20 protein-coding genes, 1 tRNA gene and 2 pseudogenes are annotated in these 21,900 nt (G+C 71.0%); 13 read left to right on the top strand and 10 right to left on the bottom strand.

Going from position 1 to position 21,900, the window contains the following annotated elements; all coding sequences use genetic code 11:
• The 8 genes and pseudogenes from ABUW04_RS32575 to ABUW04_RS32540 form a co-directional block, all read left to right on the top strand.
• A pseudogene (locus ABUW04_RS32575) lies at window positions 1–746 on the top strand (DNA polymerase III subunit gamma and tau); the annotation flags it as partial.
• Between the two features lie 114 nt (window positions 747–860).
• A complete protein-coding gene (locus ABUW04_RS32570) occupies window positions 861–1,202 on the top strand; it encodes a YbaB/EbfC family nucleoid-associated protein (protein WP_030253810.1) in 342 nt (113 codons plus the stop codon).
• A 199-nt stretch (window positions 1,203–1,401) separates the two neighbouring features.
• Window positions 1,402–2,001 carry a recombination mediator RecR gene (gene recR, locus ABUW04_RS32565; RefSeq protein WP_030253812.1) on the top strand — a complete coding sequence of 200 codons (600 nt, stop codon included), beginning with the start codon at window positions 1,402–1,404 and terminating at the stop codon, window positions 1,999–2,001.
• A complete protein-coding gene (locus tag ABUW04_RS32560; protein ID WP_030253813.1) occupies window positions 1,994–2,656 on the top strand; it encodes a DUF5063 domain-containing protein in 663 nt (220 codons plus the stop codon). Before recR ends, ABUW04_RS32560 begins: the two co-directional genes overlap by 8 nt.
• Before the next feature lie 205 nt (window positions 2,657–2,861).
• Window positions 2,862–4,133, top strand: coding sequence for an aspartate kinase (locus ABUW04_RS32555; RefSeq protein WP_030253815.1), 1,272 nt, complete (start codon window positions 2,862–2,864; stop codon window positions 4,131–4,133).
• A gap of 314 nt (window positions 4,134–4,447) precedes the next feature.
• Entirely contained in the window at window positions 4,448–5,038 is a 591-nt protein-coding gene (locus ABUW04_RS32550; protein WP_084714108.1) for a SigE family RNA polymerase sigma factor, read from the top strand.
• 224 nt (window positions 5,039–5,262) lie between these two features.
• Window positions 5,263–6,573 carry a hypothetical protein gene (locus ABUW04_RS32545; RefSeq protein ID WP_380568069.1) on the top strand — a complete coding sequence of 437 codons (1,311 nt, stop codon included), beginning with the start codon at window positions 5,263–5,265 and terminating at the stop codon, window positions 6,571–6,573.
• Between the two features lie 74 nt (window positions 6,574–6,647).
• Window positions 6,648–7,451, top strand: a complete 804-nt coding sequence (locus ABUW04_RS32540; RefSeq protein WP_380568068.1) for an SURF1 family protein — start codon at window positions 6,648–6,650, stop codon at window positions 7,449–7,451.
• Here the strand turns inward: ABUW04_RS32540 and ABUW04_RS32535 are convergent.
• On the bottom strand, window positions 7,378–8,916 hold the full coding sequence (locus ABUW04_RS32535; protein ID WP_380568073.1) for an MFS transporter: 1,539 nt from the start codon (window positions 8,914–8,916) through the stop codon (window positions 7,378–7,380). The two genes, ABUW04_RS32540 and ABUW04_RS32535, sit on opposite strands and share 74 nt — an antisense overlap.
• 355 nt (window positions 8,917–9,271) lie before the next feature.
• Here ABUW04_RS32535 and ABUW04_RS32530 point away from each other — a divergent pair, with 355 nt between their 5' ends.
• The gene (locus ABUW04_RS32530; protein WP_380568067.1) at window positions 9,272–9,745 is read left to right on the top strand and encodes a DUF4232 domain-containing protein; all 474 of its coding nucleotides are present in this window, start codon (window positions 9,272–9,274) and stop codon (window positions 9,743–9,745) included.
• 182 nt (window positions 9,746–9,927) lie between these two features.
• Window positions 9,928–11,283, top strand: coding sequence for a hypothetical protein (locus ABUW04_RS32525; protein WP_380568066.1), 1,356 nt, complete (start codon window positions 9,928–9,930; stop codon window positions 11,281–11,283).
• A gap of 58 nt (window positions 11,284–11,341) precedes the next feature.
• Here the strand turns inward: ABUW04_RS32525 and ABUW04_RS32520 are convergent, their stop codons facing one another.
• A complete protein-coding gene (locus ABUW04_RS32520; RefSeq protein ID WP_380568065.1) occupies window positions 11,342–12,226 on the bottom strand; it encodes a hypothetical protein in 885 nt (294 codons plus the stop codon).
• Between the two features lie 179 nt (window positions 12,227–12,405).
• Complete coding sequence (locus ABUW04_RS32515) at window positions 12,406–12,807, bottom strand: nucleotidyltransferase domain-containing protein (RefSeq protein ID WP_380568064.1); 402 nt, start codon at window positions 12,805–12,807, stop codon at window positions 12,406–12,408.
• A gap of 144 nt (window positions 12,808–12,951) precedes the next feature.
• Between ABUW04_RS32515 and ABUW04_RS32510 the strand changes: the two genes are divergently transcribed.
• Window positions 12,952–13,641 (top strand): M24 family metallopeptidase, encoded by a 690-nt coding sequence (locus tag ABUW04_RS32510; RefSeq protein ID WP_380568063.1) that lies wholly within the window; start codon window positions 12,952–12,954, stop codon window positions 13,639–13,641.
• A 130-nt stretch (window positions 13,642–13,771) separates the two neighbouring features.
• Window positions 13,772–14,575, top strand: a complete 804-nt coding sequence (locus tag ABUW04_RS32505) for a L,D-transpeptidase family protein (protein WP_380568062.1) — start codon at window positions 13,772–13,774, stop codon at window positions 14,573–14,575.
• A gap of 21 nt (window positions 14,576–14,596) precedes the next feature.
• On the opposite strand, the gene gltX is transcribed toward ABUW04_RS32505, so the two are convergent.
• From gltX to ABUW04_RS32470, 7 genes and pseudogenes are all read right to left on the bottom strand, one after another.
• On the bottom strand, window positions 14,597–15,961 hold the full coding sequence (gltX, locus tag ABUW04_RS32500) for a glutamate--tRNA ligase (protein WP_380568072.1): 1,365 nt from the start codon (window positions 15,959–15,961) through the stop codon (window positions 14,597–14,599).
• A gap of 148 nt (window positions 15,962–16,109) precedes the next feature.
• A complete protein-coding gene (locus ABUW04_RS32495; protein ID WP_380568071.1) occupies window positions 16,110–16,496 on the bottom strand; it encodes a YncE family protein in 387 nt (128 codons plus the stop codon).
• 705 nt (window positions 16,497–17,201) lie between these two features.
• Window positions 17,202–18,608 (bottom strand): annotated as a pseudogene (locus tag ABUW04_RS32490) (alkaline phosphatase family protein); the annotation flags it as partial.
• Window positions 18,609–18,884: 276 nt separating this feature from the next.
• Window positions 18,885–19,160, bottom strand: a complete 276-nt coding sequence (locus ABUW04_RS32485; RefSeq protein ID WP_380568061.1) for a hypothetical protein — start codon at window positions 19,158–19,160, stop codon at window positions 18,885–18,887.
• A gap of 102 nt (window positions 19,161–19,262) precedes the next feature.
• A tRNA-Pro gene (locus ABUW04_RS32480) sits at window positions 19,263–19,336 on the bottom strand.
• A 77-nt stretch (window positions 19,337–19,413) separates the two neighbouring features.
• Window positions 19,414–20,334 carry a zinc-binding dehydrogenase gene (locus ABUW04_RS32475; RefSeq protein ID WP_380568060.1) on the bottom strand — a complete coding sequence of 307 codons (921 nt, stop codon included), beginning with the start codon at window positions 20,332–20,334 and terminating at the stop codon, window positions 19,414–19,416.
• Window positions 20,335–20,386: 52 nt separating this feature from the next.
• The gene (locus ABUW04_RS32470) at window positions 20,387–20,800 is read right to left on the bottom strand and encodes a nuclear transport factor 2 family protein (protein ID WP_380568059.1); all 414 of its coding nucleotides are present in this window, start codon (window positions 20,798–20,800) and stop codon (window positions 20,387–20,389) included.
• A gap of 129 nt (window positions 20,801–20,929) precedes the next feature.
• Here ABUW04_RS32470 and ABUW04_RS32465 point away from each other — a divergent pair, with 129 nt between their 5' ends.
• Window positions 20,930–21,847 carry a LysR family transcriptional regulator gene (locus ABUW04_RS32465; RefSeq protein ID WP_030253866.1) on the top strand — a complete coding sequence of 306 codons (918 nt, stop codon included), beginning with the start codon at window positions 20,930–20,932 and terminating at the stop codon, window positions 21,845–21,847.
• The last annotated feature ends 53 nt before the right edge of the window (window positions 21,848–21,900 follow it).

Genomic DNA, 21,900 nt, shown 5'->3' with positions numbered 1-21,900 from the left:
CAGGCCGACCACGCTGCAGGTCACCGCCAACGGCGCCGGCGCCCGCGCCCGCCGCGCAGCCCGCGCCCCCACAGCAGGCCGCCCCGCCGCAGGCCCCGCAGCCGCAGGCCCAGCAGGGCGGCGCCGGTCAGATCAGGCAGATGTGGCCGCAGATCCTGGACGCGGTGAAGGGTCGCCGCCGGGTCACCTGGATGCTGGTCCAGCAGGCCCAGGTGGCCGGCTTCGACGGCAGTACGCTCCAGCTCTCGTTCGAGCACGCCGGCACCCGGGACGGATTCGTCAACGGCGGCCATGACGAGATCCTGCGGCAGGCGCTCCAGGACTCCTTCGGGATGTCCTGGCGGATCGACTGCATCATCGATCCGTCGGTGGGGCGCGGTCCGGCACCGGGTTCGGGCCCCGGGCAGGCGGCACCACAGCCGATGCAGCAGGGCGCGCCGCAGCCGCCGCAGCAGCAGTACCAGGCGCCGCCGACCCAGCAGTTCGCGCCGCCGCCGACGCAGATGACGCAGTCCGCACCTCCCGTCCTGCAGCCCTCGGCACCTGCGCAAGCGCCTGCGCAACCGTCGTCCTCGCCGCAGCCCTCGGCACCCGCGCCGGACCCGCACCCGCACCCGCTCTCACCGGACGACGAGACGATCCCCGAGGAGGAGGCCGGCTACGGCCAGGGGATGGTCTCGGGCCCGGAGCTGATCATGAAGGAGCTGGGTGCGACCGTCATCCAGGAGATCGAGCACGATCGGTGAACCCGCCGGGAGTCGAACACGTAGGCTCAGCGGGGGAGCGGCCCGCTGGATCGAGTGGGCCGACCCGGCAGTGATCAAGCAGTGACCCGGCAGCACCTCAGACAGGAGCGAACCATGTTCCCCGGTGGCGGACAGCCCGACATGCAGGCCCTGCTCCAGCAGGCCCAGCAGATGCAGCAGCAGCTTGCCCGGACCCAGGCCGAGCTGGCCGAGACGACGGTGCAGGGCACCGCGGGCGGCGGCCTGGTGCAGGCCACCGTCAGCGGCACCGGTGAGCTGAAGGCCCTGGTCATCGACCCCAAGGCGGTGGATCCGGACGACACCGAGACCCTCGCCGACCTGATCCTCGCGGCCGTGCGGGACGGCAACGCCGCCGCGCAGAAGCTCGCGGCCGAGCGGCTCGGCCCGCTGGCGCAGGGTCTCGGCGGCGGCGGGATCCCCGGTCTGCCGTTCTGAGGTCCGCCGCACCGGGGAAAGCACCGAGAAGCATCGGGAAGCATCGGGAACCAACCCCGGCGGGCGCCCCAGGACCTCCGTACGCCCCCGGCGTGAATAACGTCGGGTGTGTCGTGAGGCTGTGGAGCAGACCCCGGCCAGAGGATGATGGCACCCGTAACGGGAACGGCCATGACACCGAAAGGACAGGAGCGGAAGCGTGTACGAAGGCGTGGTCCAGGACCTCATCGACGAGTTGGGCAGGCTGCCCGGCGTCGGTCCCAAGAGCGCGCAGCGGATCGCCTTCCACATCCTGCAGTCCGATCCGGTGGACGTGCGCCGCCTCGCGCACGCGCTCAACGAGGTCAAGGAGAAGGTCCGCTTCTGCGTGGTCTGCGGCAACGTCTCCGAGTCGGAGCGCTGCCGGGTCTGCCTGGACCCGCGCCGGGACCCCGCGGTGATCTGCGTCGTCGAGGAGCCCAAGGACGTGGTCGCGGTGGAGCGCACCCGCGAGTTCCGCGGCCGGTACCACGTGCTCGGCGGGGCGATCAGTCCGATCGAGGGCGTCGGCCCCGACGACCTGCGGATCAGGGAGTTGATGACCCGTCTCGCCGACGGCGTGGTCACCGAGCTGATCCTGGCCACCGACCCCAACCTCGAGGGGGAGGCGACCGCGACCTACCTGGCCCGGCTGCTCAAGCCGATGGGCCTGCGAGTGACCCGCCTGGCCAGTGGCCTGCCGGTCGGGGGAGACCTGGAGTACGCCGACGAGGTCACCCTCGGACGGGCCTTTGAAGGGAGACGACTTCTCGATGTCTGACACCACCACCGCCACGGCGGCCCAACGATCCGAGGAACCCGACGACTTCGCGGTGCAGATCGCGGACTCGATCAACAGCTTCGTGCTGTCCGTGCACGAGATCGCCAAGGGCGACGAGCCGGGCAGTGCCATCTCCCTGCTGCTGCTGGAGGTCTCGCAGCTGCTGCTCGCGGGCGGACGCCTGGGTGCGATCGAGGACGTCCTGCCCGAGGACCGCTACGAGCCCGACACGGGGCCGGACGCGGACGAGGACGAGCTGCGCCAGAAGCTGGCCGCGCTGCTCGCCCCGATCGACGTCTACCACGAGGTCTTCGACCCCTACGGTCCCGCGGACAAGCCGGTTCCGTGCCGGATCTCCGACGACATCGCCGGTGTGGTCACCGACCTCCAGCACGGGCTGGTGCACTACCGGGCCGGCCGGGTCTCCGAGGCGCTCTGGTGGTGGCAGTTCTCCTACCTGGCCAACTGGGGCTCCAACACCACCGCCGTGCTGCGGGCCCTGCAGTCCCTGGTCGCCCACGTCCGCCTGGACAGCCCGATCGGCGCTCCGGTCGACGGCGCCGACACGGACGACGACGGCCTGACGGACGAGCAGCTGGAACAGCAGGCGGGCGAGCTGATGGCTGCCGAGCTGGGCGTCAAGGATCTCTCGTAGTCGCGGCTGCAGCCGTCGCCGGATCTGCGGTGCCCGTGGTCCCGGGCCGCAGAAACCGTGGTGATCTCGGCAGGTGAGCATCAAATCCCACCATTTGGAATACCTGGGGGGCTTTCCTGCTGCTCGTTAGACTGAGCTGACCGCGCAGTAGCAGACGTATGCCACCAGACATATGTCGCAGTACCGGAAGATTCGAGGAGCGCACGTGGGCCTTGTCGTGCAGAAGTACGGCGGCTCCTCCGTCGCTGATGCCGAGGGCATCAAGCGCGTCGCCAGGCGGATCGTCGACACCAAGAAGGCCGGCCATGAGGTCGTCGTCGTGGTGTCCGCGATGGGTGACACGACGGACGAGCTCATCGACCTCGCGGAGCAGGTGTCACCCTTCCCTGCCGGCCGCGAGCTCGACATGCTGCTGACCTCCGGAGAGCGCATCTCCATGGCCCTGCTGGCGATGGCGATCAAATCCCTCGGCCACGAGGCCCAGTCGTTCACCGGGAGCCAGGCCGGGGTCATCACCGACTCCGTCCACAACAAGGCGCGCATCATCGATGTGACGCCGGGCCGGATCCGGACCGCGCTGGACGGCGGCAACATCGCGATCGTGGCCGGCTTCCAGGGGGTGTCCCTGGACAGCAAGGACATCACCACCCTGGGCCGCGGCGGCTCCGACACCACCGCCGTCGCCCTGGCGGCCGCGCTGAACGCCGAGGTCTGCGAGATCTACACGGACGTGGACGGCGTCTTCACCGCCGACCCCCGGGTGGTCAAGCGGGCCCGCAAGATCGACGAGATCGGCTACGAGGACATGCTGGAGCTGGCCTCGTCCGGCTCCAAGGTGCTGCTCGCCCGTTGCGTCGAGTACGCCCGCCGGTACAACATGCCCATCCACGTGCGGTCGTCCTTCTCGGGGCATGTCGGCACGTGGGTCCGTAACAAGCCCACAGAAGGGGGCGAAATGGAGCACGCCATCATCTCCGGGGTCGCCCACGACACGTCGGAGGCCAAGGTCACCGTCGTCGGCGTGCCCGACAAGCCGGGCGAGGCGGCGCGGATCTTCCGTGCCATCGCCGATGCCGAGATCAACATCGACATGGTGGTGCAGAACGTCTCCGCCGCGTCCACCGGGCTGACCGACATCTCCTTCACCGCGCCCAAGACCGAGGGCCGCAAGGCCATCGAGGCGCTGGAGCGGGTACAGGAGGGCATCGGCTTCGAGTCGCTCCGCTACGACGACCAGATCGGCAAGATCTCGCTGGTCGGCGCCGGGATGCGGTCCAACCCGGGGGTCACCGCGACCTTCTTCGAGGCGCTGTCGGCGGCGAGCGTCAACATCGAGCTGATCTCCACCTCGGAGATCAGGATCTCGGTGGTGACCCGGGCCGACGACGTCAACGAGGCGGTCCGCGCCGTGCACTCGGCGTTCGGCCTGGACAGCGAGAGCGACGAGGCGGTCGTCTACGGCGGCACCGGCCGCTGAGGCAGCCGCCCGCAGCACCGGCCCGCTCCTGATCCACGGACTCTGATCCACAGACCAGGGGCGGGCTTTGTGTCGGTTGGGAGTAGGCGCTGACGCGACCGCCACCGCCCCGTACCGTTGGACCGAGCCGTTGGAACGGCACGGGACGCCATGAGCAACGACGCCGGGGAGGGCAGCGGGATGAGTGGGCTGCTGCCCTTTTGCAAGCAGAACGGCCACAACCGGCACAGCCCGTACAACCATCCAGAGAAGTTGTACGTCCAACTGTCGTGGCGCAAACAACGGGGAATGTACTCACGGTCCGGGGCGGCCTCATGACCGCGCCGTTTCCCAATGTCCGCCGCACGGTCGAGCAGGTGGTCGAGAGCGCCGTCGACCGGGCCGGGCAGGCCGCCGCAGCGGTGGCCGCCGAGGGCACCAGCGTCGACCAGCTCACCGAGACCTACCAGGCCCACTACCGTTCGCTGCTGGGCCTGGCCGCGATGCTGCTCGACGACACGGCCTCCTGCGAGGACGTGGTCCAGGAGGCCTTCATCCGGGTGCACGCCGCCCGCCGCCGGGTGCGCGACCCCGAGAAGACCCTGGCCTACCTGCGGCAGACCGTCGTCAACCTGTCCAGGTCCACGCTGCGCCGCCGGATCATGGGGCTGCGGCTGCTGCCGAAGCCGATGCCGGACATGGCCAGCGCGGAGGAGGGGGCGTACGACGCCCTGGAGCGCGACCAGTTGCGGAAGGCGCTGCGAGGGCTGCAGCGTCGGCAGCGGGAGGTGCTGGTGCTGCGCTACCTGGCCGATATGACGGAGGCCCAGGTCGCGGACAGCCTCGGCATTTCGATCGGATCAGTGAAGGCATACGGTTCGCGGGGCCTGGCGGCGCTGCGGATCGCGATGGAGAGCACGTCATGAGCACCATCAGGGACCGGAACGGGGACGCGAACGGGGACCGCGAGGGCCCGGAGTCCGGTACGGACGAGCAGCCACGGAGCATTTCGCCCCAGAACATTCCGTCGCGGGGCATTCCACCCCAGACCATTCCGTCGCAGGGCACTTCGCCCCAGAGCAGCAGCCCCGAACCTCACGCCCGGGTCCGGGTGGTCCGTCCCGGCGGGGGCATCGCCGGGGCCCCGCCGATGCCGGTCGCACCCCCCACCGCGCTTCCGCCGTGGCTGGACCCGGCCACCGCGGCCGGTCCGGCGGCGACCGGTCCGGCGGCGGGTCAGTCGGCATCAGGACCCGCAGCAGCGGGATCGTCGGCAACTGGTCCCGGGCGGGCAGGTTCCGCCGGCACCGGCCTCCGCTCGGGGGCCTCCCGCGACGCCCTCGATCCGGATCCGCATCTGGCCCCCGACGAGCGCGAGGTGCGCGAGCTGCTGCACCGTGCGGTCGGCGGGCTCCAGCCCGCTCCCGGCGCGCTGGAGCAGCTGCGCCGGGCCGTGCCCCGCCGGCGGCAGCGCCGCCGGCGGATGTACGGTTCGGCCGCCCTGACCGCGGCGGTCTGCCTGATCGGCGGTCTGGCACTGCACTCGGCGGTCGGCTCGGTGCTGTCCGTGTCGGGTCCGGAGACCGCACAGAGCTACGGGAACACCGCCAACGACCACACCGCCTCGGGCGGAGCCGGGATCAGTTCCAGCCCCAGCTACTCGTCGCTGCTGCCCCCGAGCCTGGGCTCCGGCGGATCGCTCGGTGGCGGCACCTCGGGGATCGGCAGCACCAACGCCGTCTCCCCGGTACCGGGCTCCCCGGGCAGCGGACAACTGCAGCCGTCCGGCCACGCCTCGGGCAACCGGGGCTCCGTCACCGCCCCCTCCCCCGGCGCCCCGACCCTGCCGCCGTCCCCCACCCTCACCGGCGCCTCGTCGCTGGCGGCCTCGGCATCGGCCGCCGCCACCCCCGAGTGCCTCCAGTCCCAGCTCGGGTCGGGCTCCGCGACCGTCGGCGCCGCGGACTCCTCCGGGATCGTCTACGGCACCTTCCTGGTCACCAATGTCTCCGCGAAGACCTGCGTGGTCTCGCAGCCGGGCACGGTCGCGGTGCTGTCGGTCAGCGGCACCGACCCGTCCTGGATCACCGTCACCCAGCACACCGCGACCGACCCGGCCGGCGGCCTGCCCGCCCCGGACCCCACCCCGGCGCCGGTGCTGCTGGCCCCGGGGAAGTCGTACGCGGTCGGCTTCGCCTGGGTGCCGACGACCGGTGCGGGCGCGCCGAGCTGTGCCACCGCCAGTCCCAGCGCCTCGGCTTCGACCGCCGGGACCACCAGCGGTGACACCGCAGCGCTGGGCACGGGTTCGCAGTCGAACGACCCCACCGGCACCACCGGGCAGCCATCGGTGGTGCTCGGGCACACCCCCGGTGTCGGGGGCAGCGCGGTGTCGGTGGTCGTGCCGAACGCCTGCGCCGGCACGGTCTACCGGACGGCGCAGCTGGCCACAGCGGGCTGAGCGCACAGTCGGGGGCCGGTCGGAGCGGCCGCGGCCGCTCTGGTTACCGTGGTGTGGTGCTGCAACAACGAACGATGGGATTCCTGCTTACCCCCCGCTGGCTGGGCATCAACCTGTTCGCCCTGGTGGCGATTCCGGCGTGCATCTGGCTCGGCGTCTGGCAGCTGGGCCGTTTCGAGCAGCGCACCCACGCGGGCGAGCACCGCAGCGCCGCCGCGCTCGCCGCGGCGGACCGGTCCGTGCCGCTGGCTCCGCTGCTCAAGGGCGCGGACGCGCAGACCGTGATCGCCAGCGACGTGGGCCGGGAGATCACCTTCACCGGGACCTACGACACTGCGCACCAGCTGCTGGTTCCGCAGCGCACGGTCGACGGGAAGAGCGGCTACTACGTGCTCACCCCGCTGCGTCCGCAGGACGGCGGCCTGCCGGTCGCGGTCGTCCGCGGGTGGACGGCGAGCGCCCACGCGGTTCCGGCCGCGCCCACCGGGCTGGTCGACCTGCGCGGACGGCTGCAGACCTCGGAGGACGCGAGCACGCCCGAGGTCATCAGCAGCGGCAACCTGCCGGCCGGGCAGGTGGGCATGATCAGCCCGTCCACCCTGGTCAACCTGCTGCCCTACTCGGTCTACGACGGCTGGATCGCCCTGGACCCGGGCAAGGGCGGCAACGGCGCCGCAGACGGCACCGACGGGCTGACCGCCGTCCCGACGTACCAGCCCTCCGGGGGCAACGGACTGACCCTGCAGGCGTTCCAGAACCTCGGCTACACCTGCCAGTGGTTCGTCTTCGCCGGGTTCGTGGTCTTCATGTGGGCCCGCTTCGCGCGCCGGGAACTGGAGCTGGCCCGGGACCGCGCCCTCGGCCTCGCCGGGGCCTGACGCAGGACGCCAGCGCCAGCAGGGCGAAGCCCAGCAGCACCAGCACCGCGGCGCGGGTTCCGTCCGGGCCGGGGACCAGGTGCAGGGTCAGCGTGACCGCGGCCACGCCGAGGGCGGTTCCGACGCTCCGGCCCATATTGACCATGCCGCCGCCGGTGCCGGCCGCGGACTGCGGGATCGCCCGCATGACCAGGGTGTTGTTGGCGGGGGTGAAGACCCCGAGGGAGAGCCCGAGCAGGCCCAGCGGCAGCGGGAGCACCGCTGCGGTCGCCGGCAGTACGGCCATCAGCGCCAGCGCGGCCACGCACCCGGAGATCCCGACCGCGGACCGGACCCGGTCGTCCCAGCTCGACGGCAGCAGCCGTTCGGACAGCGTGGCGGCGAGCGCGAAGCCCAGCGGCAGCGCCGTCAGCACCAGCCCCGCGAACAGGGCGGAATCCCCCCGGCGGCCGAGTTCCACCGGCACCAGCACCAGCGGGCCGAACAGCACGAGGTAGCCGCAGAGCCCGCTGAACAGGCCCGGGGCGATCCCGCCGGGGCGCAGCAGCCTCAGGTCCAGCAGCGGTGCCGCGAGGCTGGACTGGCGCCGGACGAAGGCCCCGCCGGACCACACGGCCGCCGCGAACAGCACGGCGGCGGTCCACAGCGGCAGCCCGAGCCCGGAGCCGACGGACAGGGCGAGCAGCGCGGCGGTGCTGGCGGCGGCGAGCAGCAGCACGCTGTAGCCGTCCACGCCCGAACCGCCGGTGCGGTTGGGGTGGCTGGTGCGGCCGGGGCTGTCCGGGCCAGCGCCGCCCGAACGCTGTCGGGTGCGCGGCAGCAGGAAGTGTCCGGCGAGCAGGGCGAACACCCCGACCGGCACATTGACCAGGAACACCCAGCGCCAGCCGATGGTGGCCACCAGTGCCCCGCCCACGGTGGGTCCGAGGGCCAGGCCGACCGCCTGCCCCGCGGCCTGCATGCCGAGCGCCGAGCGCATCCGTCCGGGCGGGGCGCTGGTGGTGACCAGGGCCACGCTGTTGGCCTGCATCAACGCGGCGCCGAGGGCCTGGACCACCCGGAACGCGACCAGGGCGGCGAGGCCGGGCGCCAGCCCGCAGGCCGCGGAGGCCGCGGTGAACACCGCGAAGCCGTACAGGTACATCAGCTTGCGGCCGTGGGCGTCGGAGAACCGGCCGGCCGGGACGAGCAGGGCGACCAGTGCCAGCAGATAGGCGAGCGAGACCCACTCGACGGCGGCGGGTCCGGCGTGGAACTGGTGGCCCAGCGACTGGTAGGTGAGGGTGACGATGCTGGCGTCGAGCTGGCCCATGAAGGCGCCGAAGCAGACGGTCGCCACGGCGAGGCGCCAGGCCCAGGGCCGGTTCCTGAGCCGGTCCGGGCGTGGGCGCTCCTGGGTGAGCAGGTCCCAGCCCCGGGGTATCGGCCCCGGGGGCAGCGGGCTGAGATGGCTGCCGCTGGTCATGGGGTCGGCCCGGGGGGAGTCATGGGTCCAGCTTATATCGGTGACAGACATATTCGTAGAGCGATGTGTTCTGCCTCAGACTCATCTGCTGCCGATACCGTGCGATGATCACCGGATGATCGTGCGCCGCCCTGCCCGCGCCCCCGCCGCTACGCCTGGTGCGCTCACGTCTGGTGCCCTCACGCCTGATGCCCTCAGGCCTGCTGCCCTCGCGACCGCTGTCCTCACGCTCGCGGCGACCGCTCTGCTCTCCGCCTGCGCCGGCGCGGCGGGTACGCCCGGATCCGCCGATGCGGCCGGAGGATTCTCGGCCCCCGACACCTCCCCGCTGCCGACCTCGGGCCAGTACGGCGTCGTGTCCCCGTCGCCGAGCGCCACGGCGACGCCGGTCTGCCCGGCCTCCGGCATCCGCTTCGAGACCGGGGAACCCGACGCCGCGATGGGCCTGCGGGCGGTGGCGATCCGCCTGGTCGACTGCGGCACCCGCCCCTACAAGCTCGACGGCTACCCCGGCATCCGGGTACTGGACCAGGACGGAAGCCCGCTCACCGTCGCGGTCAGCCACGGCTCCGAGGCGATCTCCCGCGTCGACAGCTTCGACCGGCCCGCCGAGCCGCTGACCCTGCAGCCGGGAGAACGCGCCGAGTTCGGGCTGATCTGGCGCAACACGGTGACCGACTCCACCGTGGTCGCCGCCGACGGCGCCTCCGTGGAGATCACCCCGGCTCCCGGACGCCCCGCTCAGAACTTCACCCCTGGCTACACCATCGACCTGGGCAACACCGGGAAAATCGGAGTGAGCGCCTGGCACCGGGCCCAGGACGGCTGACTGAGGTAGGGCCGTTCGCGGTAATCCCGGGCCGCCCGTACGGGTGACGCCGTCATGTCCTGCGGGCTGCTGATCGGATCGTCGGCTAGGCAGGGAGGGACTGAAGACCCACCTGATGCCGGAACGGACTGATCACCTTGCCCTTCACCATCCGACGAGGAGTCAGCAGCCTTGCTGCTGCGGTGCTCGCAGCAGTACTGGTGCCGATGGCGGCATCGCCCGCCTTCGCCTCGGGGTCCTCCTACGGTGAATGGGCAGCCGGTTCCCTCACCGTACCGGCCCGGGGCTTCCCGGCCGCGACGGTGACGACCACGAGCAGCAACACGCTCATCCCGTCCGGCGCCAGCACGTACCTCAACCAGGACACGCCGTTCGGCGCCGAGTACGGCAGTTCCAGGAACCACAACTACATCGCCCTGCGCACCGCCGCCGGGCTCCAGCCGTCGGTGACCACCCTCGACTTCGCCCATGCCACCCCCGTGGGTTGGGGCTTCGCACTGGGCGACGTGGATGCGGACCATGTGAAGGTCGAGGCCACCGGGGCCGACGGCGCCCCGCTGACGGCCGCGCAGCTCGGCTGGCAGGGGACCTTCAACTACTGCCAGGGCTCCCCGAGGCCGTCCACCTGCACCGGCAGCGGCCCCTTCACCGACCTGCCGCACTGGGACGCCGCGACCACGACGCTCATCGGCAGCAACACCGGTGACACCAGCGGCGCCTCGGGGTGGCTGCGACCCACCGTGCCGGTCAAGTCGCTGACGCTCACCTTCAGCGTGCAGAGCGGCATTCCGATCTACCAGGTCTGGGTCGCCACCAGGACGGTGAACATCAGCGGCCAGATCACCTCCCCGTGCGGCCAGCCCGGGCGGACCGAGCTGGAGCTGCTCGACAGCGACGGTGCTCCGGTGCTGGACTCGGCCGGTCATCCCATCACCACGATGTCGCGTCCTGACGGCGCGTACGGCTTCTCGGACGTGGCCGTCGGCTCCTACCGGGTCGCCCTTCGGGTCCCGGACGGCTTCACGGCCGACTCGACCCGGGTGGCCGTGGACGCCACCAGTGACGACGTCACCAACGCCGACTTCCACCTGGACTGCGCGCTGATCTCCGAGCCGCCGGTCACGGTGCCTCCGGACTCCCCGGAGCTGATTAACCTGCGCATCCCGATCCGGATCATCCACGATCTGGAGCTGCCAGTCGAGGTCACCGAGCCGCCGACGCACGGAGTTGTGATCACGAATCCGGTCGATCCGGAGAGCTTCATCTATGAACCCGATCCGACCTTCTCCGGCACCGACTCCTTCATCTACGAGGGGAAGAACAAGAAGACGGGCAAGCCGGAGTTCGTGAAGGTGACGGTCAAGATCCCCAAGCACCCGCTGCACCCACGGGTCCGCCCCGCAGCGGTCGTCCGTCCGAGCCTCGCGGCGTCCGGTGCGAACGAGGACGGCCTCGGCCTGGCGCTGGCCCTGGGCCTGACCGGCGCCGGTGCACTGGTCGTCGCCGGCACCCGGACGGCAGCCCGCCGCAGGCGCTGATCCGACCCGCCCCGGCCCCTCGGCTTCCCGGTGAAGCCGAGGGGCCGTGCTGCGCCTTCTACACGGTTATCGGGGCCGCCGCCGGGCGCAGCGCCGCTCTGACCCTGGCGGCCCCGCGCGCTGTCGCGGCTGCGCCGCCGCCGACGGTCACCACCCGGGGGCCGAGGCCCGCGCAGGGACGGCAGATTCCGGCCCGGGGGACCGGATCGCTGCACCTGCCGCACTCGTACCGTTGGGCCACCACCGTGTCCGGCGGCCGTGCCGGCGGTGGCGCGGGTGGCAGCTTCCGGACCAGCCGGTCGCGCAGCAGGGCGACGGCGGAGTGCACCTGCGCCGGCAGGCCCGGCAGCAGGGCCTGGGCCAGATCCTGCTGGGTGCAGCCGCGTTCCAGCCACTGTGCGACCAGCGGTGCGAGTGACGCCGCCTCAGGAATGCCGAGCCGCAGCCGTGGTTCGGCGCGTACCACTCGGAACAGAAGTGCGACAGCGGACGGCTCCGCGCCTCCGCGCTGCGGTTGCTGCGGCTTTTTTGGTCGCGAAGCAGCCTGCGACGGGAGGGCGGGTTCTTTCTGACGGTTCTTTACAGGGAGGGCGTCAGGGATTCCGGTGCCCGCCGAACCGGGGCCCGGACGGGTGGGAGCCGGTCCGACCTGCTGAGGGGTGTCCCAGGCGTGCGCCACGCTGAGGATCGTCCCGCCCTCCTGGCGGACCTTCTCGACCCGGTAGTAGCCGAGCTCCGTCAGTTCCTTGAGCGCTCTGGCGACCGCCCCGCGCCCCTGCGGGCTGCGGTCGGCCATCTGCCGTCCGTCCTCGCGCCAGCCGTCCGGCCGCGAGAGCAGGTCCGCGAGCAGGCCCCGGGCGGTGTAGCTCAGCCGCCGATCCTGGAGGAACGCGTTGGGGAGAACGGTGAAGCCGTGCGCGGGACGGCTACGATGAATGTGCATGGGAGGTTGTGCTCCTGGTGCCGGACCCCGGGGTGTTGGCGCACCGCCGGGGTCACCAATTCATGGTGAGATCTCGGACGATAGCTCACAATCCGGGTCGGTCGCCATCGAACAAACGTGAGTATGACTAAGCGTCAAATTGACGAATGGGGCACTGAGTTCACCAGCCCCGGCTCAGCTCAGCCCCGAGTTGTCTTCATTCCGTGGACAGCTGCGTACTCGGCCGCCAGCCAGGGGCCGAGGTCGAAGAGCAGCACGCCGACCCCATTGACCTGTGGAAACGCACTGTCGATGGCGGCTTCGAGCTCGTCCGCCGCGGACCGGTCGTCCTTGCCGGGCTCGCGGCGCAGCGCGATCAGCAGGTCGAGGTCGGACACGCCGGGGGCCGCGGTGCCGCGCGGAATGCTGCCGTAGAGGTAGGCGCTGTGCAGCTGCCGGTCGCTGTCGGGGCCGCCACCGCCGAAGACCTCGCCGATCAGCGTGCGCGCGTAGTGCACCACCGGCGCGAACTCCTCCTGCACGCGCCCGAGGGAGCCCTCCCGGGCGATGAATCCGTCCTCGTCCAGCCCTTCAGCAGTCATGCACGCACTCTGCCCCGGTTGTGCCACCCGGGCGAATCCATTTCCCGATCGCCGACCCTACTGGCCTGACCTGGGACAACAGCCCCGCAACCCGCTCCCGAACCCCGTTGCCGGGACGTAGGCGGGGCACATAGGGTCGCCCGTATGTCGGATGAATCCACGCGCGTGGCGCGGCTGCTGGACGCTCAAGCCAAAGCAGCCGACCTGTTCGCCGAGATCGAGAAGCGCAGTCTGGTCGCGGCGGGCCGGGGCGAACGCGAGGTGAGCGACCGCATCCGTGATCTCGCCAACGAGATGTTCGGCACGACGCACTACTGGCACAAGCGGATCGTGCGGTCCGGGGCCAACACCCTCCTGCCGTACAAGGAGAACCCGCCGGACCGCGTCATCGCTGCCGACGACATCGCCTTCGCGGACTTCGGACCGATCTTCGAGGAGTTCGAGGCCGACTTCGGGCGGACCTTCGTCCTCGGCGACGACCCGGTCAAGCACCGGCTCAGGAACGACCTGCCAGAGGTCTTCGCCGCCGGCCGCCGCGCCTTCGAAGCCGATCCGGACATCACCGGCAAGCAGCTGTACGCCGTGGTGGAACAGCTGGCGGCGCAGGCCGGATGGGGGCTGGGCGGTTGGCACGCGGGCCACCTGGTGGGCGAGTTCCCGCCCGAGAACGACGAGTGGGCTGACGCCGAGGCGCGCATCGCCCCGGCGAACGACACGCCGCTGCGCCGCGACGACCGCGCCGGCCGGCGCTGCCACTGGATCCTGGAGATCCACCTGGTCGACCTGGAACGGGGCTTCGGTGGCTTCTACGAGGAACTGCTCGACCTCGGCTGAACTCCGCCGCGAGCAGGGAACCGCGGAGCGGTCTCCGAGCGTCGGTCAGCAACGGTGTGCCCTGACGATCTGCGTCCCGCGTCCGGCTCCCGAGGCATCAACTTCCGCCCCAGCGAAGGAGTACCGCTCGATGTCCGCACAGTCCGGCCGCCGTCTCCGTCCCCGCACGCCCTTCCGCTACCGGACGGTCGCGGTCGCGGCCGCCACCTCGCTGGCCGGCCTCACCTGTGCACTGTTCGGCGGCACCATGGCGCAGGCGGCCACGGTGCCGGCCCTGGCTGCCCCCGTACCCGTGACCTCGTACCCGCTCGCCCCGCTGCGGCCCCCGGTGCTGCCGTTCCCGGTCGCGGTCGCGGTCGGCAGCGCCACCGAGGTGATCACGGTCAAGGCCAGCGGTTCCCACGCGACCGTGACCGCCTGGCAGTTGAGCAACAACGCCTGGCAGGCCGTCTACTCCACCAGCGGTGCACGCATCGGCGCGAACGGCATCACCAACGGCGCGACCCGGGTGCAGAACACCAACACCACCCCCACCGGGACGTACACCATCACCCAGGGCTTCGGCGTCGGCGCCAACCCCGGCACCGCCATGCCCTACCACCAGGTCAACACCCACGACTGGTGGGTCGAGGACCCGACCTCGGCCTACTACAACCAGATGCGCACCGACACCCTGGGCGGCTTCCACCTCACCCAGTCCGGCGCCGACGGCAGCGAGCACCTGATCGAGTACCCCACCCAGTACCACAACGCCCTGGTCATCAACTTCAACATGAACCCCGCCGTCAAGGGCCGCGGCGCCGGCATCTTCCTCCACGACCTCGGCCCCCAGGCCGGCCCCACCGGCGGCTGCGTCGCCCTCCCGGCGACCGTCATGACCGAGATCATCAAATGGATCAAGCCGACGGCCCACCCCGTCATCGCCATCGGCTGACCCGTCGGGCGCGGGGATTCCCTAGGCGGCCAGACGTCGCAGGGCTGCGTCGATCCGGGCGAGGACCCGTTTGCGACCGAGTGCCTCGAGTGACTCGAACAGGGGGAGTCCGACGGTGCGGCCGGTGGTAGCGACGCGGATCGGGGCCTGGGCCTTGCCCAGCCTCAGGCCGTTGGTCTCGCTGACGGCCGTCAGCTCGTCCTTGATCTTCTCGGCCTGCCACGTCGTGCTCTCCAGCGCCGCCCGCGCGTCACGCAGGATGTCGGCCGCGCTCGGCTTCATCGCCTTCGCCCACGCGGCCTCGTCGTGCACCGCCTGGTCCAGGAAGAGGAAGTCGACGTACGCGGTGATCTCCGAGAGCACCGTGATGCGGGTCTGTGCGAGCGGTGCGACCGTGTCGAAGACCGCCTGGTCGAACGCCTCCGGCAACCACGGCGCGTACGGGGCCCTGAGCCATGGCGCGCAGGCCTCCGCGAATTCGACCGGGGCCAGGGCGCGCATGTACTCGGCGTTGAACGCCGCCAGCTTCTTGACGTCGAAGAAGGCCGAGGACCCGTTGACGGCCTTGATGTCGAACAACTGCTCAAGCTCGGCGTACGGGCGGATCTCACGGTCCTCGCCGGGCCCCCAGCCCAGCAGCATCAGGTAGTTGACCATCGCCGCAGGCAGGTACCCCTCGGCCAGGTAGTCCTCCAGCGCGACCTTGTCGCGGCGCTTGGACAGCTTCTGCCGCTTCTCGTTCACGATCACCGGCAGGTGCGCCCAGACCGGCGGCTCCGCCCCCAGGGCCTGCCACAGCAACTGCTGCTTGGGGGTGTTCGACAGGTGCTCCTCGCCGCGGATCACCGCGGTGATGCCCTCGTCGAGGTCGTCGACCACGTTCGCGATCAGGAACACCGGTGAGCCGTCGCCCCGCGCGATGACGAAGTCCTCGATCGCGGCATTGGGGAAGGCGGGCTCGCCCCGGATCAGGTCCACCACGACCGTGCTGCCCTCGTCGGGCGTCCGGAACCGCAGCGCCCGTCCGGCCTCGTACGCCAGGCCGCGGTCGCGGCAGAAGCCGTCGTACCCGAGCTGGGCGGAGCCGGTGCGCTCGGCGAGCTGCTCGCGGGTGCAGTCGCAGTAGTACGCACGACCGGCCGCCAGCAGTTGCAGCCCGGCCTCGCGGTGCCGTCCGGCGTTCTCGGACTGGAAGTAGGGCCCCTCGAAGGCCGGGTCCGCGTCGCTGATGCCGATCGCCGCGAGCGCGCCGATGATCCCGTCGATCCACTCCGGCCGGTTGCGTGCCGCGTCCGTGTCCTCGATCCGCAGCACGAAGGTACCGCCGGACTGTCGTGCCACCGCCCAGTTGTACAGGGCCGAACGGGCTCCGCCGACGTGGAACATGCCGGTCGGGGAAGGGGCGAAGCGAACGCGGACGGGAGCGGCAGACATGGCGGAAGCCTACCGATCCGTGGAGGCGCGGAGGCCCGGCCGTAGACGATCTCGGCCGGGCCTCTGAGCCTCCGGGCTTTCGGAAGAGGGAGCGTGAGGGCTAGGCGACGATCAGGCCGGTCGGGCCGGTGGTCAGCCCCAGGGCTGTGCTGCCCAGGAACTCCAGGGACTTGGCGTCGATCGCGTCGATCGTCGCCGAGGCGTTGGTGGCGACCCAGATGGTGGAGGCGGTCGCGGTGACCGTCGTCGGGACGTGCTTGACGCCGACGGTGGCGATCACCCGGTCGTGGGCCGCGTCGATCACCGAGACGGTGTCGTCCTTGGAGTTGGTGACGTACACCCGCGAACCGTCGGGGCTGACGGCGACCTGCCACGGGGTGCGGCCGACCCGGACGCGGTTCAGCACCCGGTGGGTGCGGGTGCTGATCACCGACAGGGTGTTGTGCCAGGTGTTGACCACGTACAGCCGGGTGCCGTCCGGGTGCACCGCGACGCCGTTGGACTCCGCCTGGTCGGCGAGCAGGGTGCGCTGCTTGCCGGTGCCGGTGTCCAGCACGGACAGGCCGTCGTAGCACGAGACGTAGAGGGTCCTGCCGTCCGTGCTCGGCGCGATGGAGTGCGGGGTGTCCCCGGTCGTCCAGGTGGCGGTGACCTTGTCGGAGGCGGTGTCGATGACGGAGAGGGTCTGCGAGCCGCCGAAGCCGGTGTCCGGTCCGGTGTTGGCGACGTAGACGCTGCTGCCGTCCGGAGAGGTCGCCAGGCCGTGCGGGTAGGGGCCGACCGCGATGCTCTCGGTGATCGCGCCCTTGGCGGTGTCGTAGACGGTGACCGCGTTCTCGCCCGAGTTGCTGATGTAGAGCTTGCTGCCGTCGGCCGTCTTCGCGAGGCCGTAGGGGCTCACCCCGGCCCTGATGCTGGCCACCAGCTGCCGGGTGGCCGCGTCGATCACCGCGAGGGTGAAGCTGACCACACCGACGGTGTAGACGTGGGTGCCGCTGGTGGGCCCGGTGCTGGGGACGGCTTCCTGGATACCGGGGAAGACGGTGCCCGCGGTGCCGTTCGGGAAGTCCGAGCGGTGCGTCGTGGCGTTCTCGACGATGCGGCTGACGGCGTACGGGCGGGTGCCGGCGAGCGCCTTGGTTTCGGTGGCGGGTGCCGCTGCGGGGACCGGCACGGCCTTGGCACCGGTGGTGTCCTGGTGCGGGGGAGTCTGGTCGGCGCCGGGGATCGTGGTCGGCGGGAGCGTGGCGACCTCGTGCTCGGCGGCCCAGAACTGCGCCTTGGTGTTCGGCAGCTTCGGGAACGGACGGGGCTTGGCGAAGCCGAGGGCCGAGGTGAGGTCGCCGAAGGTCTTCCGGCGCCAGTCGCTGATGTTGGGCTCGCGCACCCCGGTGATCCGCTCCAGGAAGCGCAGCACCGAGGTGTGGTCGAACGGCTCGCCGGCGACGTAGCCGCCCTGGGTCCAGGGCGAGACGATCAGGCACGGCACCCGCACGCCGGCGCCGATCGGCACCCCGCCGACGAACTCGTCCGGCGTACCGGCCGGCGGCATCGGCGGGACCATGTGGTCGAACAGGCCGTCGTTCTCGTCGTAGTTGATGATGAAGACGGTCTTGCGCCACACCTCGGGGTTGGCCGCGATCGCGTCCAGCTGGCGGGCCAGGAAGTCGGCGCCGGCCGCCGGGGTGTAGTCGGGGTGCTCGCTCTGGCCCGAGGTCGGGATGATCCACGAGACGGTCGGCAGGCGGTCGTTGACCGCGTCCCGGGCGAACTGGTCGGCCGGGCCGATGGTCAGGCCGTGCTCGTAGAGCGCGTCGCCGGGCTTGGAGTCCTGGAAGGACTGGAACCACTCCAGCGGGTTGGTCGCGTAGTCGTCCTCCTGCTGGTAGACGTGCCAGGAGACACCCGCCTGGGTGAGGCGCTCCGGGTAGGTCGTCCAGCGGAACGGGGAGGGGATCACGTTGCTGGTCACCGGGCCGCCGGCCAGACCGTTGGGGTCGATGGTGCCGGTCCAGTGGTACAGGCGGTTGGGCCAGGTCGGACCGAGGAGCGAGCAGAAGTACGCGTCGCAGACGGTGAACGACTCGGCGAGCGCGAAGTGGAACGGGATGTCGTCGCGCTTGTAGTAGCCCATCGTGTACGGGCCGTTGGCCTGACCGTCGGCCGCCCGGTGGGCGGGCAGCCACTGGTCCATCCGGCCGCCGTTGACCGCCGCGTGCTGCACCGCCCAGGCGTGGCTGGTCGACGGGATCGCCTGCGAGCTGGTGCTCTTGGTGTCGAGGTGGAACGGCAGCAGGTAGCCGTCCGGGTTGACCGTGTCCGGCTGGTAGAACACCGACCGTCCGGTGGACAGCGTCACCGCGTCCGGGTCGTCGAAGCCGCGGACCCCGCGCAGGGTGCCGAAGTAGTGGTCGAACGAGCGGTTCTCCAGCATCAGGATCACGACGTGCTCGATGTCGTCGATGGACCCGGGGCCCGGACTCTTGGCCGACTCCGCCATCGCCCGCTGCAGGTTCGGCGGAAGCAACGTCGCCGCCGCCGCGGCGCCGCCGACACCGAGCGTGGATTGCAGGATCCGCCTACGCGAGAAATCAGCCATGTCACCCTCACTGCTGGAGATTGTGAACGGCCATCACGACACACCACGCGGTCGTACGTCGGGAGAGACTGAGCTGGCGCCAACCTCAATGTGTCGTGAACACGAAGAACGCCGGAGCAGTCTGTGGTCAGGACCTGCGCGAGGCAATGAGCGGTCGGGGATCAGTCAGGGCACCGATCTTGCTACCGCGCGTGCGACCGCTCCGTGAGTTGCAGCTTCTCCAGTTGCCGGGCATCGGTCGGGCTGCCTGCAGTTGGTCCGTGGCTCTGGTCTCGGCTACGGGATGCTCTCGTGTTCACCCCTGGCCTCCCGGAGGCGATGGTTCAACGCGAGTAGCGCATCCGCCAGTTGATCTCGATCTACCCCTTCGTCCGAGACAAGATCGAGAGCCGTGAACCGGCGATGCAGGAACTCGACAAGGCCCTGCGAATCCTGCAGACGCACCGCGTTCTCGACCCCGGCGAGCACCGCGACAAGGGCTGAGACGTCATGGTCGCGCACCACAACCGGGCGCTCCGGATGCTCTCTGACCTGCTGGAGATGCATGCTCATGTCCTCAGCATGGCCCGCGCCGGTCTCGAATGTAGCGACTTCGTCACGCAGATGGACACGCAGAGGCCCAGTCGATGATCTCGACTGGGCCTCTGACCTGGGTCGGGGTGGCGGGATTTGAACCCACGGCCTCTTCGTCCCGAACGAAGCGCGCTACCAAGCTGCGCCACACCCCGGTGCAACGAGGATTACTCTAGCGGACCCGGGGCGTGGGACGAAATCGCGTTTCTTCGGGGGGCGGCGACCGTGCAGGTCAGGAGGTGACCAGGACGGCGTTGCCGCGGATGTTGCGGGTGCGGAGGGCGGTGATGGCGGTGGCGGTGTGGGACCAGTCCTGGCGGAGGCCGATCTCGGGGTGGAGCCGGCCGGTGGCGACGAGGCGGACCAGGACGGCCAGGTCGTCGGCGTAGCTGCGGTCGCTGCGGGTGTAGTCGAAGTGGCGGATGGAGCCGCCGACCGCGGTCTTGAAGAAGTCGAAGAAGTTGAGGGTGACCGGGGTGCGGCTGGCCTGGCCGAACCAGACCAGCAGGCCCTCGGGGGCGAGCCGGGCCAGGCCGGCTGGGAGCGAGGTGCCGCCGACGGACTCCAGCACGATGTCGAAGGGGCCGGTCGCCTTCTCCACATCCGTGACGACCTCGGTCGCGCCGAGCTCCAGCAGGCGGACGCCGCGCTCCTGGCTCGCGCTGACCGCGGTGATCTGCGCGCCGCTGCCGGAGGCGAGCTCGGTGAGGTAGTGGCCGACGCCGCCGCTCGCGCCGGTGAGCAGCACCCGCCGGCCGGCGACCGGGCCGGCCGCGCGCAGCAGGCGCAGCGCGGTCAGCCCGGCCAGCGGCAGCGCGGCCGCGGTGGTGCTGTCCACCCGGTCCGGGAGGGCGGCCAGGCTGTGGACGGGTACGGCGACCCGCTCGGCCCAGCCGGCGGCGGCAGGGTGGCCCACCACCCTGGACCCTTCGGCCGGTCCGCTGCCGTCGGCGGCGGCGCGGACCACCCTCCCGGCGATGTCCTTGCCGGGACGCCAGCCGTCCCGCGGGTGCTCCAGCAGGAAGGTCTCGCCGCGGTTGACCGAGTACGCCTCGACGGCGACCACGGCCTCGTCCGCACGCGGTTCGGGCTCCGGGACCTCGCCGAATTCCACGGCGCTGGAAATGTCCCCGGTGGGAATCATGGCCTTCATGGTGTTGCATCCCCCTCTCTGTTCCGGTGCGATGTGTTGTTGCGATGTCTTGTCAGGCGGCGAAAAGGACGCGGCGGGCGTGGTCGGTGTCGAAGTACTCGCGAACGGCGGCGATGAGTCCGTCCCGCACGATGAAGAAGCCGGCGCACTGCTGGTGGTAGTGGCCGCCGTCGCGGGCGGTGGCGTCCGAGGTCCACTCGACCACCACGGTGTCGCCGACGGCGACCAGGTTGGTGGTGTTCAGGGCGACGGTGGTGGCGTCGAGGCGTCCGAAGGCGAGTCCGAGGAAGTCCTCGAAGATCCCCTTGCGACCGTGCCAGGTCCCCGACATCGGCAGGTCGCCGCCGAGCGTCCAGGTGGCGTCCTCGGCGAACATCGCCTTCGCGTCGTCGATCCGCCCGGAGCTCAACGCCTCGATATAGGCCTCGACGACGTTCCGGCTGATTTCGGTGGTGTTCGTGTCCATTTCCACTCCTTCGCAATTCCTTCTCGCTGCTGTTGACTCGAATCTACTGAGCGGCTCCCGGGGTAGGGAAAGACTTGTTTTCCATCGGTCCATGCCGACACGGCATGACCGCACGCCTAGGATGGGTGCATGTCCGAACTGCGTCGCTTGCGTTACTTCCTCGCTGTCGCGGAGGAGCGGAACTTCACCCGCGCCGCCGAGCGACTGCATATTGCCCAGCCGGCACTGAGTCGCCAAGTACGGGAATTGGAGCGGGAGTTGGGCGTGGAGCTGCTCAGCAGAACCACGCACAAGGTGGAGCCGACCGAGGCCGGTCTGATGCTGCTGGAGCGCGGTCCCGCGCTGCTGGACGCCGCCGACAGCCTGTGGCGCGGGGTCCGCGGCTTCGCGGACGGCAGCCTGGGCAGCATCAGCCTGGGCTACGGCATGAGCGCCGGGTACGAGACCGCGCCGCAGTTGCTGCTCGCGATGAGCGAGGAGGCGCCGGGCATCGAGGTGTCGGCCCGGGTGATGTCCTTCGCCGACATCGTGGCCGGAGTCGCGGCCGGCACCCTGGACGTCGGTCTGGTGCGCTGCGCGCCGCCGCAGCAGGAGCTGGTGCTGACCCTGCTGCGGCTGGAGCGGCAGGGGCTGATCGTCAGCCGGGACCACCCCCTGGCCCAGGGCGGGGCTGCGGGCGGCGTGGACCCGGCCGAGCTGGACGGCGTCAAGCTGCTGCTGCACGCCCGGGACCACAACCCGGGCCACTACGACCAGATCATGGACATCTGCGCCAAGGCCGGGGCCAAGCCCGAGGTGCTGGTGCGCGGGCTGGACTTCGACGCCTCCTACACCCCGGTCGCCTCCGGCGCCGCGGTCACCATCGTCGGCGAGACCGGGCGGGTGGGGCTGCCGGCCGGGCTGCTCTGGCTGCCGCTGGTCCCCGCGACGACGGTGGAGGTCCACCTGATCACCCGGGGACCGAACCGCTCGCCCGCGATCGAGCGGCTGCTGAAGGTGGCCGCGGACACCGCCCGCCAGCAGGGGTGGCTGCAGCCGCCGGTCTAGCCGGCCGGGGCCCACGGCCCCGCAGCAGGCGGGCCCGCGGGCCGACGGCTCAG

The organism is Streptacidiphilus jeojiensis (assembly GCF_042510965.1).
Lineage (GTDB): Bacteria > Actinomycetota > Actinomycetes > Streptomycetales > Streptomycetaceae > Streptacidiphilus > Streptacidiphilus jeojiensis.
The sequence above is the reverse complement of the archived record's forward strand: the minus strand, read 5'-3'. Positions and strand labels throughout refer to the sequence as shown.

Coding starts and splice junctions, on each gene's coding strand:
- ABUW04_RS32540 (WP_380568068.1), top strand. CDS start 6,648: ATGGGATTCCTGCTTACCCCCCGCTGGCTGGGCATCAACCTGTTCGCC.
- ABUW04_RS32550 (WP_084714108.1), top strand. CDS start 4,448: ATGACCGCGCCGTTTCCCAATGTCCGCCGCACGGTCGAGCAGGTGGTC.
- ABUW04_RS32560 (WP_030253813.1), top strand. CDS start 1,994: ATGTCTGACACCACCACCGCCACGGCGGCCCAACGATCCGAGGAACCC.
- ABUW04_RS32510 (WP_380568063.1), top strand. CDS start 12,952: ATGTCGGATGAATCCACGCGCGTGGCGCGGCTGCTGGACGCTCAAGCC.
- ABUW04_RS32515 (WP_380568064.1), bottom strand. CDS start 12,807: ATGACTGCTGAAGGGCTGGACGAGGACGGATTCATCGCCCGGGAGGGC.
- ABUW04_RS32485 (WP_380568061.1), bottom strand. CDS start 19,160: ATGAGCATGCATCTCCAGCAGGTCAGAGAGCATCCGGAGCGCCCGGTT.
- ABUW04_RS32475 (WP_380568060.1), bottom strand. CDS start 20,334: ATGAAGGCCATGATTCCCACCGGGGACATTTCCAGCGCCGTGGAATTC.
- gltX (WP_380568072.1), bottom strand. CDS start 15,961: ATGTTCCACGTCGGCGGAGCCCGTTCGGCCCTGTACAACTGGGCGGTG.
- ABUW04_RS32520 (WP_380568065.1), bottom strand. CDS start 12,226: ATGCACATTCATCGTAGCCGTCCCGCGCACGGCTTCACCGTTCTCCCC.
- ABUW04_RS32570 (WP_030253810.1), top strand. CDS start 861: ATGTTCCCCGGTGGCGGACAGCCCGACATGCAGGCCCTGCTCCAGCAG.
- ABUW04_RS32505 (WP_380568062.1), top strand. CDS start 13,772: ATGTCCGCACAGTCCGGCCGCCGTCTCCGTCCCCGCACGCCCTTCCGC.
- ABUW04_RS32465 (WP_030253866.1), top strand. CDS start 20,930: ATGTCCGAACTGCGTCGCTTGCGTTACTTCCTCGCTGTCGCGGAGGAG.
- ABUW04_RS32535 (WP_380568073.1), bottom strand. CDS start 8,916: ATGACCAGCGGCAGCCATCTCAGCCCGCTGCCCCCGGGGCCGATACCC.
- ABUW04_RS32470 (WP_380568059.1), bottom strand. CDS start 20,800: ATGGACACGAACACCACCGAAATCAGCCGGAACGTCGTCGAGGCCTAT.
- ABUW04_RS32545 (WP_380568069.1), top strand. CDS start 5,263: ATGCCGGTCGCACCCCCCACCGCGCTTCCGCCGTGGCTGGACCCGGCC.